Below are 16,760 nucleotides of genomic sequence, written 5' to 3' on the forward strand. Positions count from 1 at the left end.
AGAAACGTCATTGGTAAAAGAAACAATAGCACGAGAAGTTAAGCAGCTCTAAAACATCCCACCCTTTTTGTATTTTTGCACCCAAAATCACCCCAGCTACTCATCAAAACCAAATAAGCCATGCAAAGCCCAACAATGGTTGCTTCACTGGAAGCCTACTTCCAAACCTTCCGTAAAAACGTCATTGGTGCGAATCAAAAATTCCAGAGCCCTTATGGCGAAAAAAGCATCATTTACGCCGACTGGACGGCCAGTGGCCGCTTGTACCAACCCATTGAAGACATTCTGACCCATGATATTGCGCCATTTGTAGGCAATACCCATACTGAAACCACGATTACTGGGAGTGCCATGACCCAGGCCTATCACCAGGCTAAGGCCATCATCAAATCCTACGTGGGCGCACAAACTTCGGATGTACTCATTTCCTCCAACTCAGGCATGACCGGAGTAGTCAATAAATTTCAACGGATTTTGGGGCTCAAGGTCCACGAGCGACACCAACACCTGGTCAAATTGCCTGAACACCAGCGGCCGATTGTGTTCATCAGCCACATGGAGCACCACTCCAATCAGACCAGCTGGCTGGAGACCCTGGTGGATGTAGAGGTGATTGCGCCAACGGCAGATGGCTTGGTCGATTTAGACAATCTGGAGGCCATGTTGCGGCGTTACGCCAATCGTGAAACCAAGATAGCCGCGGTGACTTCCTGTTCCAACGTGACGGGTTTGTTCACCCCTTACCACGAGATTGCCAAAATCATGCACCAGCATGGCGGGCTTTGTTTTGTGGACTTTGCCTGCTCGGCGCCCTACATCGACATCAACATGCGCCCGAAAGATCCGCTAGAGCATCTGGACGCCATTTTCTTTTCGCCCCACAAGTTTTTGGGTGGACCTGGTTCTACGGGCATTTTGATTTTTGACGCCAAATTGTACAAAAACCGCATCCCCGACAACCCAGGTGGTGGTACCGTAGATTGGACCAATCCCTGGGGTGGCCACAAATACATCGAAGAAATTGAGGCCCGGGAAGACGGTGGCACACCTGCCTTCTTACAAACCATGCGGGTTGCGCTCTGCATGCAGCTCAAGGCTCAAATGGGCGTAGACAACATCCTCCAGCGCGAGCACGAACTCCTGGATCTCATTTGGGATCGCCTCGAAGCCATTCCCAATTTACACATACTGGCTCACGGGCACCGCGACCGTTTAGGAGTGATTTCCTTTTACATCGATGGGCTGCACTACAACCTGGGTGTACGGATTCTCAACGACCGTTTTGGCATCCAGGTCCGGGGTGGTTGCTCCTGTGCGGGTACTTACGGGCATTACCTGCTGGAAGTTTCCCGGGATCATTCCCGCTCTATCACCGATAAAATCAACATTGGCGACCTGACTGAAAAACCAGGCTGGATTCGGATGTCGATCCATCCGGTGATGAGTGATGCAGAAGTGAAGTACCTTGTGAGCGCAATCGAACAATTGGCTCAGGAGCATGAAACCTGGGGCAAGGATTATGTGTATAATGTGCATACCAATGAGTTTCAGCACCAGAGCAACCTCAATGTGGAGGAGGAGTTGGTAAATCAATGGTATAGCAAATTGCAATAAAACGGATCAATGCGTATTTTTTTCGACAATGCCGCCACTACCCCCATCGACGACCGCGTGATTGAAGTGATGGTGGATGCCTTACGCCACACCAATGGCAACCCCTCCTCCATTCATCAGGAAGGGCGCACGGCCAGATCAGCCATTGAACAGGCCCGGCGGCAAATTGCCCGTACTTTGAATGCTTCAATTGGGGAGATTTTTTTTACTTCGGGCGGTACAGAATCGAGCAACATGGCGCTCAAACGTTCGGTGCAAGACTTGGGCGTGCGTCGGATAATCAGTGCGCGTACGGAGCATCATTGTGTCTTACATTCTTTGGAAACGCTGGCGAAGGAAGAAGAAGTGAAGGTGGTATTTGTGGATCAGGCTAACAATGGCCACATCCAAATCAACCATTTGGAGGAGCTTTTGCAAGATGCTACGCATAAGACCCTCGTTTCTTTGATGCACACCAACAATGAGGTGGGCACTTTATTGGATTTGGAACAGGTTTCGGCACTTTGTGCTCAGTATGGGGCTTTGTTTCATACCGATACCGTGCAGAGTATGGGTTTTTACCCTATCGATGTGGCTAAAACCAAAATCGCCTTTTTGACGGGTTCAGCGCACAAGTTCCACGGCCCCAAGGGGATCGGCTTTATTTACATCAACAGCGAGAACATCATCCACCCCTACATTGACGGCGGTTCGCAGGAGCGCAACATGCGGGGTGGAACCGAAAACATTTCCGGGATTTTGGGGATGGCCAAAGCCTTGGAATTGGCGACGACAGAAATGGAAACACGTCGCGCTCACATTCAGGGTTTACGCGATTATTTTGCGGAGCAATTACAAGCTCATTTTGCCGATCTGGAATTCAACGGCGATCCATTTGGGCAGGGGCATTACAAAATTCTTAGTGTGGGTTTTTCTCCGAGTCCGCGGGCTGATTTGTTATTGCTCAACCTCGATATTGCCGGGGTGGCTGCTTCGGGTGGTAGCGCTTGTAGTTCAGGGGTAGATGTCGGGTCACACGTCATGGATGCATTGAAACATGGGTCGCCTCGGCAGACGCTGCGCTTTTCCTTTTCGTACATGAATAGCAAGGAAGAGGTGGATCAGGTTGTTCAGCGTTTGAAGGAGATTTTAGGTTAATAGTCATTTGTGGCTGAATAATTGTGCTCGTTTCATCAATGTGTTTTATGAAAAAAAACCTACTTCTGCTCTTCGGACTTTTCTGCTTTGGGATTTTGTTCGCTCAAAAAAATGAACCCAAATTCAAGGTTCTCGCCTTTTACACCGCCCAAAACGACCGCGCCCACATCAGCTTTGTGCATGAAGCCAATCGTTGGTTTGCTAAGATGGCAGAGTCCCATCATTTTGCCTACGATTCAACCAACAACTGGAGTTTGTTGAATGCCCAACATTTGGCCAACTATCAAGTCGTTGTGTTTTTGGATACCCGCCCTGAAGCTCCCGATCAGAGGGCTGCTCTACAAACTTATCTGGAAAACGGCGGTGCCTGGCTGGGTTTTCACTTCGCGGCTTTTGCCCTTACCCCTTCCAAATTCAACCAGGACTGGGACTGGTACCACAATCAATTTCTTGGCGCTGGCGAATACAAAAGCAATACCTGGCGGCCAACTTCGGCCATTTTGCGCAAGGAAGGCAAACATCCGGTTTTGAAGGGCATCCCCAGCACTTTTAAATCCTCGCCCAATGAGTGGTACCGCTGGAAAAATGATTTGCGCAGCAATCCGGATATTCAGGTTTTGTTGTCCATTGATCCCAGTAGTTTCCCTTTAGGTACCGGCCCCAAACCTCACGAAATATGGCACAGCGGGGATTACCCGGTGGTTTGGACGAATAAAAAGTACCGCATGTTGTACGTCAACATGGGGCATAATGACATTGATTATGAAGGAGGGACAAACAAGGAGTTGTCTTTTCAATTTGGGAATTCTGTGCAGGACAAGTTGGTTTTGAATGCGTTGAAGTGGTTGGGAAAAAGTAAATAAGCATTCCTTTTTCACTCCATAAACTTCACCCCATACTTACGCTTCACTTCCTCAATTCTTCCAGCCAAAGCCTTTTCTTTTTGATTCATTTCGTTCAACACCAGTTTTGGCATGGGGCATTCCAATAGTGTTTTGTTGCCTTCGCTGGAGACGAGGATGTTTTTTCCATCACCAGAAAAAGCAGCTATAGGTGGAGTATCATTATCTCCCGTGTTGAGTTCCATCCAAAGATTGCCGTAGATGTCCCACAAACGCAGTACTCCGTCTGCGGAAGTGCTCAATAGAGATTGACCATCCGGTGAAAAAGCCAAACTCGTGATTTCGGCCTGATGACCAGACAGCAATAAAACCTCACCCCGCTCAAAATGCTCCAGGTAGATGTTGTGATCCGCATCAGCGGTAGCCATAAATTGATCCTTGGGATCCAGGACGGCTAACACCTCATGACCTTCTTCACTGTAATTCGCTTTTCGAAACAAGTCCCCCTCCGGAGAAAGCAGAGCCATACTTGAATCAGCTGCGATGGAATAAATAAAGCGTTTTTGCTGAGATACGTGCAATTGACGAATGGGGCTGTGGTGCAAAGTCAGATTTGGCAAGGAATTGCCTTTAAGGTCCCAGCGGTACAATTTGCCATCGTGCCCTCCAGCCAAAATCCGATTGCCCTTTTCGGAAAAAAGAACAACATAACTATAAGCCGGAGCATTGGGCAATTGAATAAATGTACCTGCGCCAAGATTCCAGAGTTTGAGGCTTCCATCGGCGGAACGAGTCAAAATGGACTGTCCGTCCGGGCTGAAAAGCGCATTGTAGGTATTGACCTTGTCTGGGAAAACCCCCTTAAGTTGCCCATCTTTACTCCAAAGTTTGGCCTGCTTGTCCCGGGAAGTAGTCAGCCAAGATTGACCATCCGCAGCGGCATTGGTGCTCAAGACCGATGCTGTGTGGGCCTCAATGGGGTTGGCTACATTGGTCGAAGCATTCCAAAGCCAGGCTCGCCCCGATGTGCTGCCCAGCAGGTAGTTGTCGCCGGAACGGGCAATCGCGTTGGCCAAAATCAAAGTGTCTTTACCTGTTTGAACCGGGCTACTTTTGCCTTTGCTCAGGAAGACCAATTGCTGCTGATCCTGGACAGCCAAATAGTCCTGGCCATTCGCCAGCGGGTAAATGGCATTGAAAGATTGCGCGGACTGGGCTAAAGGATGATTTAAGGTATCCCACACCGCTTGTGAAAAGGCGCGCATCTGAGCTGGAGAAATGGGCCATTTGTCATTCAACTTGGTAGACAAAAAGGCCAAAAACAAGGCATCTCCAGCTTTGTTGTTCGTACGCAGATTGTCGGAAAGGATGGCCAAACGGAGCATTTCGGCCTGTTTGCTTTGGGCCCGGGCGATTGCCGCATTTTTTTCAGCTTCCACCTTGGCCAGGGCTTCCGCATTCTTGGCTTTATCGGCCAGGTCTTGAGCTTTTTTAACCTCCTCGCCAGCCTCGGCAGCCTCGGCCACTGCTTTTTTTGCAGCCTCACTTTTTACAAGCAGGTCCGTATCAATGGCTTTTTGAGCCTGCCTGATGAGGTCGTATAGGTCATTTTCCAGTGGTTTATCCGGGCAATTTAAAGCGGCGATGTAACTGTCGATGGCCCGGTTGTAATTTCTTTTTTTAAACTCCACTAGTCCATCCTGACGCACATCTTCAAAACATTTTTTGGCTTGTGCGGATAGGTCGTTCAGCGCTCCTAAAAAGAAGCAGCAAGCCACCAAAATCCAAGCCTTTTTTATCATCTGGTGCATAGTTGATCATTTTAGGTTAAACGCCAATTGAACTTTCATTGCATTGCTGCCATCGCCTAATGGCCTAGTATCCAAGCGCAGGGAAAAAGATTGGTTGCCACAATATTTGTCGTATTGCTTTTGCCTGGCCATGGTGTTTAAGGCTCGATAGAGGTACACTGCTGCATCCAGACTCAATACCGCCCAACCCGCATAAGTGTACAAGCGGGCCTCCTTTTCATAATCTTTTGCCTGATCAAAGAAGGGTTGGGCCAATTTATAGGGTTGATTATTGGAATAGTAACTCTTATAGGTATTGTATGCGTCGATTTTTTTACTTTTTTGGAACTGGCCAATGCCCGTCAGAATCAAACCTCCGGCAGCAATTCCCAAATGCGGCAACTGTTGGCCTAGGGTAAAAGCTGGCCGAACATCCGCACAATCTACATTCCCCCATAGCTCTGCACTGAGCACCAACTGGTATTTTTGGCCAAAAATGAGTACATCTTCCAGCGCATCCAACCAGGTCATACTCCGTAAACCAACGGTGCCTTCAGTCAATGACCCTAAAGCCCCTTTGGCTTTAAAGGGCAAAGGTGTGATCACTCGGCCAGTTTGATTGAGCAATAATACACTGGTTATGTAGTTGAAGCCTTTTTCCGTGGAACCCAATTCGTAGGCAAGCTGCAAATCGGCATCTTCCAAACGAAGACCAGTGATGGCCATAAAATAACTCGTGGTGAAGTCAACATGTTTGGTTTGCTCGGGATTGAACTGTAGGGCCAATTTACCGGATTGTTCCACGACCTCAAATTGGATGGTGTCCCGTTGGGTATAGATCAAAGCCTTCTTCTGCGCACAGAGGAGTCCGGGAAGCAGGCCTAAGAGGAATATGGTGATGATTTTTTTCTGCATGGCTAGTTGGTTTCGGGGGTATACATCCAGAAGTCGGGATACAGGATAAATTCCAGGTTATTGTTTTTGATTTTTATGCTGCGTCCACCACCTACATAGGCCTTGTTCCCAATTACAAATGATACAGCATTTGAACGGCCTCCACCCAAAAGTGAAGTTCGAATTCTCCATTTTTTTCCAGAGATGGCGTTAGGGTTGAACTCCCACAAGTCAGCCAAATAGGTACCAGTTTCAGCCAAAAAACCCATTCCGAGATATCCTTTATCTCCAATACTGAAGCCGAGGGCTCCTCGACGAGGGCCTCCCGGTAATGCATCAATCAACAACCATTGATTGCGATTTGGATCAAAACTCCAAAAATCTTTTAGGTCTTCAAAACCACTTGTCCCAGTGCCTACATAGCCCATGCCGCCCAAAGAAAAAGCAGCCGCATTTTTTCTACCTAAGGTCTGTTCAAGAGTGCCTGTTGAAAGTTGTACGGGCAAAGATTTTACCTTTTTCCAGCGAGCACCTCTTGGTGTTTGAGGGTTGTATTCATAAAAATCATTCATAAAAACCTCATTTCCATTTGTATCGATACTTCCTCCTGCTCCAATGTAAGCTTTGTTGTTGATTACAAAAGCCACTGCGCCATCTCTACCTCCACCAGGAAAAGTATCCACCAGGTTCCAACTGCCACCAATGGAAGCAGGATCAAAAGCCCAGATTTCGTCATAATATCGTCCATTGCCTTTATTGCCCAAACCTACGTAAAGTCGGTTATTGAGGTTAAAGGAGATAGCGCCAACAGTAGGAATACCATTGAAGGATTGAATTTCTGTCCATCTACCCAAAGTATCGTTTAGCGGGTCATACTGATAGGATACATCTACAGCATCTGAATTGGTAAGCAAACAGTCCTCCTTATTGCATCCAAGACTGATGTAAGCCCGATTTCCCACCGCTCCACCTATCATATGTGCCCTGTTTTCTGGCATGTTTTTAACCCTGAGCCAACCATCCCTAATTTTTACAGGAATCACTTTTTTGCTGTATACGATCTGGCCATCCCTAGTTTGGACGTAGGCTTTGGTGTAATAAAGCGTATTGAAAGCCAGGTTTTTGAAGGTGCTATAAAAAGTACCATCATCGTTGGAACTTTTTAAGCTGGTTTTTTTTACTCCAGGCTTTAAAAACAATTTAGCAGTGTCTGGGTCAAGGATATGCCCTCGGTCAATGATAGAGTCTTGCAAAGCTTCAAGCCCAAATAAATTCGCCGACACTGTAACTTCATTGTTATAACCATTGGTAATGGTATCTGTTTCAACCAGGAAATTGAAAGAAAAACTCTCTAAATTCCCGTAAATAGGTCCAACATCGGTGACGGCATAAGCTCGGAAATGATAAACTATCTGGTTTGGCTCCAAGGAAGGAAGTGTATCTTTAAATCCTTCCTTATTCAAAGCACCGAGTCGAAGTGTTTCAATGCCAGCTCGCCCCATCTCAAAATCTTTGAGTTCTCCGGACCAATTTTTAGCCCAAACGAACCCGTGATCACTCAATGGGTTCTTATTCCCAATTGTCCTTTTTACATTTCCAGACAAGATAAGGGTACCTAAACCGAGCCCTCGTGGTTTTTCAGTAAAGACCTCGACAAAATCCAGTTCCACTAATTCCGGGCCAATGCAACCACTACTCAGTAAAAGTAGAAACAGGCATATTTTACTTTTTAGGTGATATCCCAGATTTTTCATTGGCGAATTATTTTCTTGTAAAATGTCAATTGACCTGTTTTAAACTGAATCAAATAAATGCCTGGAGTATGTGTCGATAAATCTACTGCAAGTGTTTCTTCTTTAAACCCTCTGCGGGCCTGACGCCAAAGGACCTTCCGTCCTAATGCATCCAGGATATTTATTTCAATAAGTGTGTTTTGTTCTAGATGAAACTGGATGTTAAACTGCCCATCATTGGGGTTAGGGAAAACCTGGATTGCATTAGCGAGTTCAAGATCCAGTGTCCTGGTTACCAATTCCGGACCATAAGTAGCCTTACAGCCATTTGCATCAGTAACAATAAGCTTAAAAATCCCTGTGCGCAATCCGATTAAATCTTCTTGAGTAGAAATCAGGGTATCATTTCTGAACCATTGGAATTGATACCCCGGAGTGCCTCCACTTACTCTTACCTGGATGTTTCCGCTCTCCCCCGCAGCAGGATGGATTGATTCTTTGATCACTGATGGGTTGGGATTTACTTTTATTTCAACCTGATCACTTGCTTCACAGCCATCTTGCGTCACTGTGACGGTAAAGTTGGTACTCGTTCCTGGGCTAACTCTGATTTCAGAGCTACTTGCATTGTTGCTCCAACGGTAATTAGTGCCGCCGCTGGCACGCAAAATGGCATTTTGGCCCGAACAGATACTTTGGTCAAGACCCGCATTGGCTGCGGGGAGCGATTTGACGGTAACCCGAACCTGATCAGTTGCTTCGCAGCCATCCTGGGTCACTGTGACGGTAAAATTGGTACTTGTTGCTGGATTTACACTGATTTCAGAACTTGTTGCATTGTTACTCCAACGGTAACTTGTGCCTCCACTGGCGCGTAAAATAGCATTTTGACCTGCACAGATACTCTGATCCAGCCCTGCGCTGGCAGTAGGGAGTGATTTGACAGTAACCCGAACCTGATCAGTTGCTTCGCAGCCATCCTGGGTCACTGTAACGGTAAAATTGGTACTCGTTGCTGGATTTACACTGATTTCCGCACCCGTTGTATTGTTGCTCCAACGGTAGCTAATACCACCAGTAGCACGTAAAATAGCATTTTGGCCCGCACATATAATTTGGTCCAGGCCTGCATTGGCGACAGGGAGGGATTTGACAGTAACGCGAACCTCGTCCGTTGCTTCACAGCCATCTTGCGTCACAGTAACTGTAAAATTGGTACTCGTCGCTGGATTTACACTGATTTCCGCACCCGTTGTATTGTTGCTCCAACGAAAGCTCGTGCCTCCAGTGGCTCGCAATATGGCACTTCCTCCAGCACAAATACTTTGGTCAAGTCCGGCATTGGCGGTAGGGAGCGATTTGACGGTAATCCGAACCTGATCAGTTGCTTCACAGCCATCCTGGGCCACGGTGACCGTAAAATTGGTACTTGCTGCTGGATTTACACTAATTTCAGCACTAGTTGCATTGTTACTCCAACGGTAACTTGTGCCTCCACTGGCGCGCAAAATAGCATTTTGCCCTTCACAGATACTCTGATCCAGCCCTGCATTGGCAGAAGGGAGTGATTTGACGGTAACGCTAACTTCGTCCATTGCCTCACAACCATCCTGGGTCACCGTGACCGTAAAAATGGTACTCATTGCAGGGCTTACGCTGATTTCAGCACTAGTTCCATTGTTGCTCCAGCGGTAACTTGTACCTCCACTGGCGCGCAAAATGGCATTTTGCCCTGCACAGATAATTTGGTCCAGCCCGGCATTGGCTTGGGGAGGTGATTTGACAATGACGCCAACTTCATCTGTTGCCTCGCAACCATCTTGCGTCACGGTAACCGTATAATTGGTGCTCCTCGATGGATCTACACTAATTTCTGAACCCGTTGCATTGTTGCTCCAACGGTAATTGGTGCCGCCACTAGCACGCAACGTAGCCCTTTCACCGGGACAGATGCTTTGGTCTATTCCGGCAGTGGCATTAGGTGTTGGTTTAAAATTAACTGATACCTCACCCATACCAGTACAGCCATTTACCTCTGTTACTTTTAGGGTATATTTTCCGGCTACACTTACAGGGATTGTACTTGAGGTGGCCCCGGTAGACCAAGAAAAGAGATAAGGAGTAGTGCCTCCAGTTATTTGAGGGCTTATGGTCAAAGGTGTTCCAGCGCAACCTGAACGATTGTCACCAAGGGCCACTACAGGTTTGGGCCGAACATTGACGGTTACCCTGGAAGTAGCGGTACAACCAGATACAGTAGACTTTACTTGATAAGTGGTTGGGCCCACCACATTCGCTGTAAAAGTAAAGGTGGAGCCAATGCTACCATCTCCCCAAGTGTAATTTCCAGTCCCTTGAGGAGTTAAAGTAACGCGGTCTCCTTGGCAAACGGAAAAACCTTCACCTAAATTCACACTGGCGGCGGCACAAGCTTTTTGCTTTAATATTATTCTGCGCAATTCTTTATTTTGCCCCAATAAAACGAGCGTATCAAGTCGTGGAGTAGCGTTCGGATTGGGACTCAACACATTTATTGTCAATTCATCATCTCTGTTACCAGCACCTCGGATGGCTTGAGCCCACGAGCCAAGCCCCGACATCTCCCACTTGATATCTGATTGAACCAAAGCTTTAAAAGTTATGGGGAATGTGGTGGCGTTTGCATCCAATTCTTTAAAAGCTGGTGTAACACGGAGGTTAGAAGGTGTCCCAATGACTTGAAAACGATTTATAACTGACTGAGCACCAGGATTAAATTTTTCACTGGTATTTGAATTAAAAACCGGTTTTACCTTAAAGTTTTTCTCGTCCTTGATGATACGGATGTTAAAACTATCATTAGGTGCATAACCACATTTTAGCCCATCACCAGTCTGGTCTGCAAAAAACTGGAATATCAATTCCTGGCCATTCCAGAATTTTCCATTTTCCAAAACGTAGTTTCCTTGACCCTTATCATACACAAAATTGATTTTATCTCGTAAAGTGAGGCTTAGATTATCCATTAACAATCCACTAATTGCCCTTACTCTAACCGTGTGTGGATTTGTGGTGACGGTAGGACAAGCTGTTTCATCAAATTGAAAATCGGGGTTTTGGTCTTCTTCGCATTTTAATTCCAATCCATAGGTAGTTCCACCAGTACCTTTTGGTGCCTCCTTGTCTACAATTACGTAATAATCTCCTGCATCCAAATCAATGGGGCCGATCGAAGCAACCCCTCCAGATGAGCTGGTTTCTGCCGTAGCGAGACAGTTTTGTCCACAATTCTGGTTGTATAGGAACATACCCATAGCAGAAGAAAACCCATTAAGTGTCAGCGTTATCCGCGACGGGACACTAAGCGTGAATTTATGTACCAAATCCTCACCCAGGTATTTGCGGTTGCTTTGGGCACAAGTACTGTATACCGCAGAATCATCCTTGCTGAATTCGGATCCTTTAGTTGCCAGATTGCCATTTACGACAGGCTTGGAACAATCAAGGATGATTGGATTATTCGTTAAACAAGGACCACAAGCCCCTTCATCTTCCAATTTGGATTTGGGGCTCGGCTCCTGAAGTCCGGGGATGGCAATACAGGTATTGATTCTTAAGGTAAAATTAGTGGGCGTATCACTAAGCAAAACCACATAATACAGTGCTTTTTTAGTGACATCTAATCGGATATCCTGAATTAAATTTTCTTTGAAAGTTGGTACTCCAGGATAAAATTCATTGGCAGGAATACAATTTTGAAAGCATAGATTACTAAGGGGGTCATCACAATTGCACTTGAACACAAAAGGTCGGGATTTCCCCTTTTCTGTGTACCAATATATTCCAATTGAAGAATTAACTTTTGGATCATATTGAAATACAAAAATCTCGCCATAAAGCTCACCAGGCGCTTTATTGCCAAAGACATCTCGAACACAAAGCTCATTGGCCAAAGAATTAGGTAGAAGCCCTGATTCCAGCCTGCCTTGAGCAGGTGGCCCCTCAATTTCTATAAAACTTCCGCCATAATTGCAAACCGTTTCATTGGCACAAGGTTTGGCTGTAAATTCTCTGTTGGTGTAAAGGTCGCAGCCTGCCAAAGAAGAATTATCGTATTGAATCCCGGACTTAAGACACACTGGGGAATAAATGAGCGTAGCTTGACAGGGCAAGGCTCTCCATAAACAAATGTTATCTATCGCATAGTTACAATTGGTGTCCGCATAAAAATTAACTGCACCCAAAACCTTCAGTGGGTTGGTGCCGCGGTTAAAATCCCAGGCACTAACGTACTCATCATTGATCCAAAGCTCTGCCCGGTTTTTGTTGAGATCAATAATTTGCATCACCCGATTCCAGCCACCGTTTACATAATTGAAACTATCACGTTTTGCAGTTTCGGCCTGGTCGCCAATTCTCAAATAACCTACTCCATTGCTTTCAAAAGAAACATGGTAAGCCCAATTGGGGCCAGCGCCAGTGCCTCCATTTTGGTTGTGCTGCAGGTTATAATAGGCTCGCTTGTTTTGGGTCACAAAAAGATCCCAGGACAACCTGTAACGGCCGCTGTTTCGGTTTCCTAACAACAGAAGTACATCAGGGTCGGAATTTCCGGAATTCAGCATTCCCAAAAATTGAATATTTTGATCAAGCCGAATGAAAGGTCGATCTGAATTGGCATCCCATAGTTTCCATAAAGGATTACCACTTGCCGGAAAAACTGCCTGGGTACTGTAACTATTGAAATTTTCGCAAATATCAACGTTTGCTCGGTTGGTAAGCGACACGTTGAGGCGCTGTTCGTAACATGTCCCACATTGTTGTTGAGCAAAAATTTGGAAATTAAATCCTAGGAAAAGGTAAAATGCTGATAGGCAGCAAATGAGGAGTTGGGTCTGTTTCATCTGTGGGTTTTTTAGTTTCGTGTCTAAAAATAACTAAATTGTTAAAGCTTTGCAATTCAACAATGAAAATTCTTTAAAATTCAATATAAATTAGTTCAACAAGTTCAACTTTCTCGTTGCCAGACCATCTCCTGGTTTGAGCCGCAATGCCTTTTCATAACTTTCTCTGGCCAGATCATTGTAACGCCCTACAAAACCATCGCCGGCATCAATCAATTTCTTGTAGGTTATTTCCAGTTTATTTTCTGTCTCTTTGATCAACCCTGCAATTCTTTCATCTGCACTTATCATTTGAGCTTTTTGATACAGCTTAATTACTTCAAAAAAATCTTCATCCTGGGTTAAAGCAGTAGCTTGTTCAACCAATTTTTGTACTTCCCCCCATCTTTGGGTTAGCTTACTCAAGGTATCTTGTAAAGGTTGGGTGATGCCCACATTCAAATCATCTATTGCCCTCAGTTTTTCCTGAGCAGCTTCATATTTTCCTTCAACTTTTAAGGTATTAGCAACTTGAATCTGACCATTTACAAAAGCTTTTGCCAACTCATTTTTTGCTCTTCTCGTTTGTTCAGCTTTAACTATAGCGAAAACCAAAGCAGCAATTGATAAAGTAGCCAAAACAATCGCCACCGCAGCCGCACGCGTTGCCCGTCTTCTTTTTTCACGTTCTGCCAGCAGTTCAGCTTGTTCTTTTTGTAAAAGTTCAGCCTTGCTTTGTTCCACAAAAGCCAACAAGTCAGCGCTGAGGCGAGGCTTCAAAGTAGGCCACAGTTCCTCGATGACATTGATTTGTTTTTTGCTCAGGGTTTCTTTGGTTTCCAGAAACTCCTTATGCGCAATCAGCAGGCGGGACAAGACCTCATTGACCCTGCGCTGGGTTTCACTGCGCTTTTGGTCAATTAAAAGTGCCAGTGCATCGTGGGCCAGTTCCAGTGAATGTTCAGATTGTCGAAGGATCCGCCGGTTAATCAATTGCCGGATAATGTAACCAAGTGTTTGGGGATTTATACCGCTCAGCCACTGGGCTACTTGTGCGTCCAAAACCAGATTTGCCTCCGTACCCGTGTAAGTTACCGGTCGTTTGGTGCCTTCGGGGGTAACAAATGCGTCCAAAACGGTACTTACTGCATCCTCCGGGCTATCGGTGTATTGTTGCCCGACGTTGCTCTGCAGTTGCCATTTTTGCTCGTCCAGAAATCGCCCCAATACATCTTCAATATCGCCCAGGGCTTTGATTCCAGAAAGATTAAAAGTCAGTTGAGGCCAAGTTTCGGTATTTGGTACATTTTGATCCGGATATTTTTTCAAAAAGGCATCGCGGTACAACTGATCCAGGTAAACTTGCAAATAAGGCAATTGTATCCCGGACTTTCCTCCCGAAATATTGTCATATATGGCTTTGGTGCTTTGCTGGATCGGCTCCTCAAGGCTGATGTGGTAATTTTTACAGGATTTTTCTACAACTTCAGTCACTTTGGAATAACCCATAGGCTCTACTCGTAGCCGGAAATCAAACAATCGGGGAAGTTGTTTTTCCAGGTTGTACAATTGCCCGATAAACTCCTCCCGAACGATCAAAATGACCCTGCAAGCCGCTTCCATTTGGGTCAATTTAACGAGGGTTTCAGCTAAAATTTGTTGTTCTTTTTCTGTCCCCAGAATGAACAGCTCTTCAAATTGATCAAAAATCAAATAAACAGGCCGTAGGTAATACCGGAACAAGTAGCTTATCCGATCAGGAAGAGCAGTAATTGCAGCAGCATCTTTAGGCATTACCCCCTGGATGGTTTGGTCAAGTGATTGGTTAAAATCGGCTCCACGGCGCAAGAAAAATGGGAACCAATCGGGGCCATCAAATTTACTGGCCAAGCCACATTGAACCAGGCTGGTTTTCCCCGTTCCGGACAGCCCATAAATCAGAATCAAAGAAGATTTAAATACCATTCGGTACAATTCTTCGGTTTCATCTTCTCTTCCAAAGAAATTATCGCGGTCCTGGTAGGCATAGGCATCCAAAAATTTAAATGGGGTTTTCATAGCAATTGTCGCATGGAGTGATGGAATAACATTTCAGCAAAAGCTTCAAATTGCGCTTTAATTACCAGGTAGTTTTTTTGGTTGGCAATCAAAAGATTAGAGTCGTTTGGCTTGTAAACATGTCGGTAGACGTACATGTCCTTATCCCGGTTGTAACGATCAAAATAATACAATTTTGCAATAGTGGCCTTTTCATCAAAGGCATTTTCATCAATGATAAAAGGTGATAAATTTAAAAATTCGCTTTGACCGGACTTCTCTTTCATTAGCAATATAGAAGCTGTATCCATGTATTCCTCCAGGATACTAATTTCTTCCTCTAAGCCTACAAACCTTTGCACCAGTCGAACAATATGATGTTTGAATTTGGCTTCTTTCAAATGCCGATATTTAACGACCCCGATGCTTTTTACCGAGGCAAAAGTATAGCGGGCGATAAAGCCCAATTCTTTTAATACTTCGGACAACTCCTCTTCAGCCAAAATGCACAAAGTAGTGGCTTCATCTTCACTGATTTTTTTACTTAAAGTGCGGCTTTTGATTGAATCCAAAAATTGGCATGCTTCAAAAAAGGGCTCACCTTCCTTAACAATATCCGCAATGTGTTGTAATTCATCAATAAAATATTGGATCTTATTCTCATTAAGGAATTTCCGAATTTTGTCGATCAAGGGAATGAAATTGAATTTCTCCCGTTCATCCGGATTCAAGGTTAAAAATTTTTTAACCTCTGCTTTCGTATCATCGTTGATGGTTAAGGCAGGGAGATGACTGAGCGATTCCCACAATTGTGCCAGCATGATGAAGCCAGTCAACTCCATGATGGTGTCATACACTGTAGCAATCTGGCCCAAACGAGGTAAGCCAATCTTGTCAAAAAACACCAAACCATTTTCTGCCACCGGATCAGGAACCAACAGTTTCCGTACTTGTTCACTTACCGGGTGCGGCAAACATCTCAATACTGTGTCTCTTTTATCCAATAAACTCACGGTACCACCATAGGCTTGATTTTCCCAGATTTTTTTCACATCCGAGTTATAAGAAGCAAAAGTAGACACCATGGTATCCAGCAACAGTTCATTGACGACCAGTTCTGTGCCTGAATTATTTGCTGTTCCAACTGGCAAAGACCACTCATGGGCATCCACTTGATCTGCCTCATAAAAAATGCCCCAAACTGGGGTTTCATGAGCCTGTTTGGTCAATATTCCACGCGTAAAAGGAGTACTTGCTTCGATGGTCAACACTTTAGCCCGGGCAGCTTCAAATGCCGCGTTAATGGATTCCTGATTGCTCAGGGATCGATAAAATTGGATTGCAAATTCTTTGGCTTTATGGTCTTCAACTGGAGAACTGGTTGCAATGACCAAAGGAATTTGTTTTTCCAATAGCCTGGCAACCTGGCCAGCCGTTGAGCATCCATTTAAAATTACTGCCTTTAATCTGGGACAATTGCCCAACATCTCCGCGATGCCGAGTGCACTTGCCTGTTCATCATCAAGGGAAAGGTGTTCTTTACCGGCATGGCCACTGTAATGGAAAAGCACAATGTTATTGCGATACAGGGTGAGGTATTCTGCCAATTTTTCTATACTAACCGATTGATCGCGGTGAATCACAAAATGGGCTTGGGCCTGTCTGGGCGCAAGCAAACTATAGATAAAATTATCTTCAGCTTCCAGCGCAGCGAGGGGGTTGTCCCGGTCATTTGCAAAGGCAAAAAAAAGTATGTCCATATGACCTAAATTTGAGTAGGCTCTAAGCGTTTGTTTAAGTTTTTTGTTCGGTCTACAAACGGCCCAAAACTTAAACAAACTCTAATTTATA

9 protein-coding genes are annotated in these 16,760 nt (G+C 45.3%); 3 read left to right on the forward strand and 6 right to left on the reverse strand.

Going from position 1 to position 16,760, the window contains the following annotated elements; all coding sequences use genetic code 11:
- Positions 1-120 precede the first annotated feature (120 nt).
- Genes ACO08K_RS24780 through ACO08K_RS24790 form a run of 3 tightly spaced genes read left to right on the forward strand, consistent with a single transcriptional unit; the run spans position 121 to position 3,614 of the window.
- Positions 121-1,614: an aminotransferase class V-fold PLP-dependent enzyme gene (locus ACO08K_RS24780; protein WP_421799173.1), complete on the forward strand. Its 1,494-nt coding sequence runs from the start codon at positions 121-123 to the stop codon at positions 1,612-1,614.
- 9 nt (positions 1,615-1,623) lie between these two features.
- A complete protein-coding gene (locus ACO08K_RS24785) occupies positions 1,624-2,751 on the forward strand; it encodes a cysteine desulfurase family protein (RefSeq protein ID WP_421799174.1) in 1,128 nt (375 codons plus the stop codon).
- Positions 2,752-2,798: 47 nt separating this feature from the next.
- Positions 2,799-3,614, forward strand: a complete 816-nt coding sequence (locus ACO08K_RS24790; protein WP_421799175.1) for a ThuA domain-containing protein — start codon at positions 2,799-2,801, stop codon at positions 3,612-3,614.
- Positions 3,615-3,625: 11 nt separating this feature from the next.
- Here the strand turns inward: ACO08K_RS24790 and ACO08K_RS24795 are convergent, their stop codons facing one another.
- The 6 genes from ACO08K_RS24795 to ACO08K_RS24820 all read right to left on the reverse strand — a co-directional run bounded on the left by ACO08K_RS24795 (position 3,626) and on the right by ACO08K_RS24820 (position 16,669).
- Positions 3,626-5,404 carry a WD40 repeat domain-containing protein gene (locus tag ACO08K_RS24795; RefSeq protein ID WP_421799176.1) on the reverse strand — a complete coding sequence of 593 codons (1,779 nt, stop codon included), beginning with the start codon at positions 5,402-5,404 and terminating at the stop codon, positions 3,626-3,628.
- 6 nt (positions 5,405-5,410) lie between these two features.
- Entirely contained in the window at positions 5,411-6,298 is an 888-nt protein-coding gene (locus ACO08K_RS24800; protein ID WP_421799177.1) for a hypothetical protein, read from the reverse strand.
- Between the two features lie 2 nt (positions 6,299-6,300).
- A complete protein-coding gene (locus ACO08K_RS24805) occupies positions 6,301-8,031 on the reverse strand; it encodes a Kelch repeat-containing protein (RefSeq protein ID WP_421799178.1) in 1,731 nt (576 codons plus the stop codon).
- The gene (locus tag ACO08K_RS24810; protein ID WP_421799179.1) at positions 8,028-12,614 is read right to left on the reverse strand and encodes a T9SS type A sorting domain-containing protein; all 4,587 of its coding nucleotides are present in this window, start codon (positions 12,612-12,614) and stop codon (positions 8,028-8,030) included. The genes ACO08K_RS24805 and ACO08K_RS24810 overlap by 4 nt, the downstream gene beginning before the upstream one ends.
- Positions 12,615-12,983: 369 nt before the next feature.
- Complete coding sequence (locus ACO08K_RS24815; protein ID WP_421799180.1) at positions 12,984-14,930, reverse strand: ATP-binding protein; 1,947 nt, start codon at positions 14,928-14,930, stop codon at positions 12,984-12,986.
- Entirely contained in the window at positions 14,927-16,669 is a 1,743-nt protein-coding gene (locus tag ACO08K_RS24820) for a CHAT domain-containing protein (RefSeq protein ID WP_421799181.1), read from the reverse strand. The genes ACO08K_RS24815 and ACO08K_RS24820 overlap by 4 nt, the downstream gene beginning before the upstream one ends.
- Between the last annotated feature and the right edge of the window lie 91 nt (positions 16,670-16,760).

Origin of the sequence: Haliscomenobacter sp. (genome assembly GCF_965225875.1) — a bacterium.
Taxonomy (GTDB): domain Bacteria; phylum Bacteroidota; class Bacteroidia; order Chitinophagales; family Saprospiraceae; genus Haliscomenobacter.

Coding starts and splice junctions, on each gene's coding strand:
- ACO08K_RS24810 (WP_421799179.1), bottom strand. CDS start 12,614: ATGCTGAATTCCGGAAATTCCGACCCTGATGTACTTCTGTTGTTAGGA.
- ACO08K_RS24780 (WP_421799173.1), top strand. CDS start 121: ATGCAAAGCCCAACAATGGTTGCTTCACTGGAAGCCTACTTCCAAACC.
- ACO08K_RS24805 (WP_421799178.1), bottom strand. CDS start 8,031: ATGAAAAATCTGGGATATCACCTAAAAAGTAAAATATGCCTGTTTCTA.
- ACO08K_RS24785 (WP_421799174.1), top strand. CDS start 1,624: ATGCGTATTTTTTTCGACAATGCCGCCACTACCCCCATCGACGACCGC.
- ACO08K_RS24800 (WP_421799177.1), bottom strand. CDS start 6,298: ATGCAGAAAAAAATCATCACCATATTCCTCTTAGGCCTGCTTCCCGGA.
- ACO08K_RS24795 (WP_421799176.1), bottom strand. CDS start 5,404: ATGCACCAGATGATAAAAAAGGCTTGGATTTTGGTGGCTTGCTGCTTC.
- ACO08K_RS24815 (WP_421799180.1), bottom strand. CDS start 14,930: ATGAAAACCCCATTTAAATTTTTGGATGCCTATGCCTACCAGGACCGC.
- ACO08K_RS24820 (WP_421799181.1), bottom strand. CDS start 16,669: ATGGACATACTTTTTTTTGCCTTTGCAAATGACCGGGACAACCCCCTC.
- ACO08K_RS24790 (WP_421799175.1), top strand. CDS start 2,799: ATGAAAAAAAACCTACTTCTGCTCTTCGGACTTTTCTGCTTTGGGATT.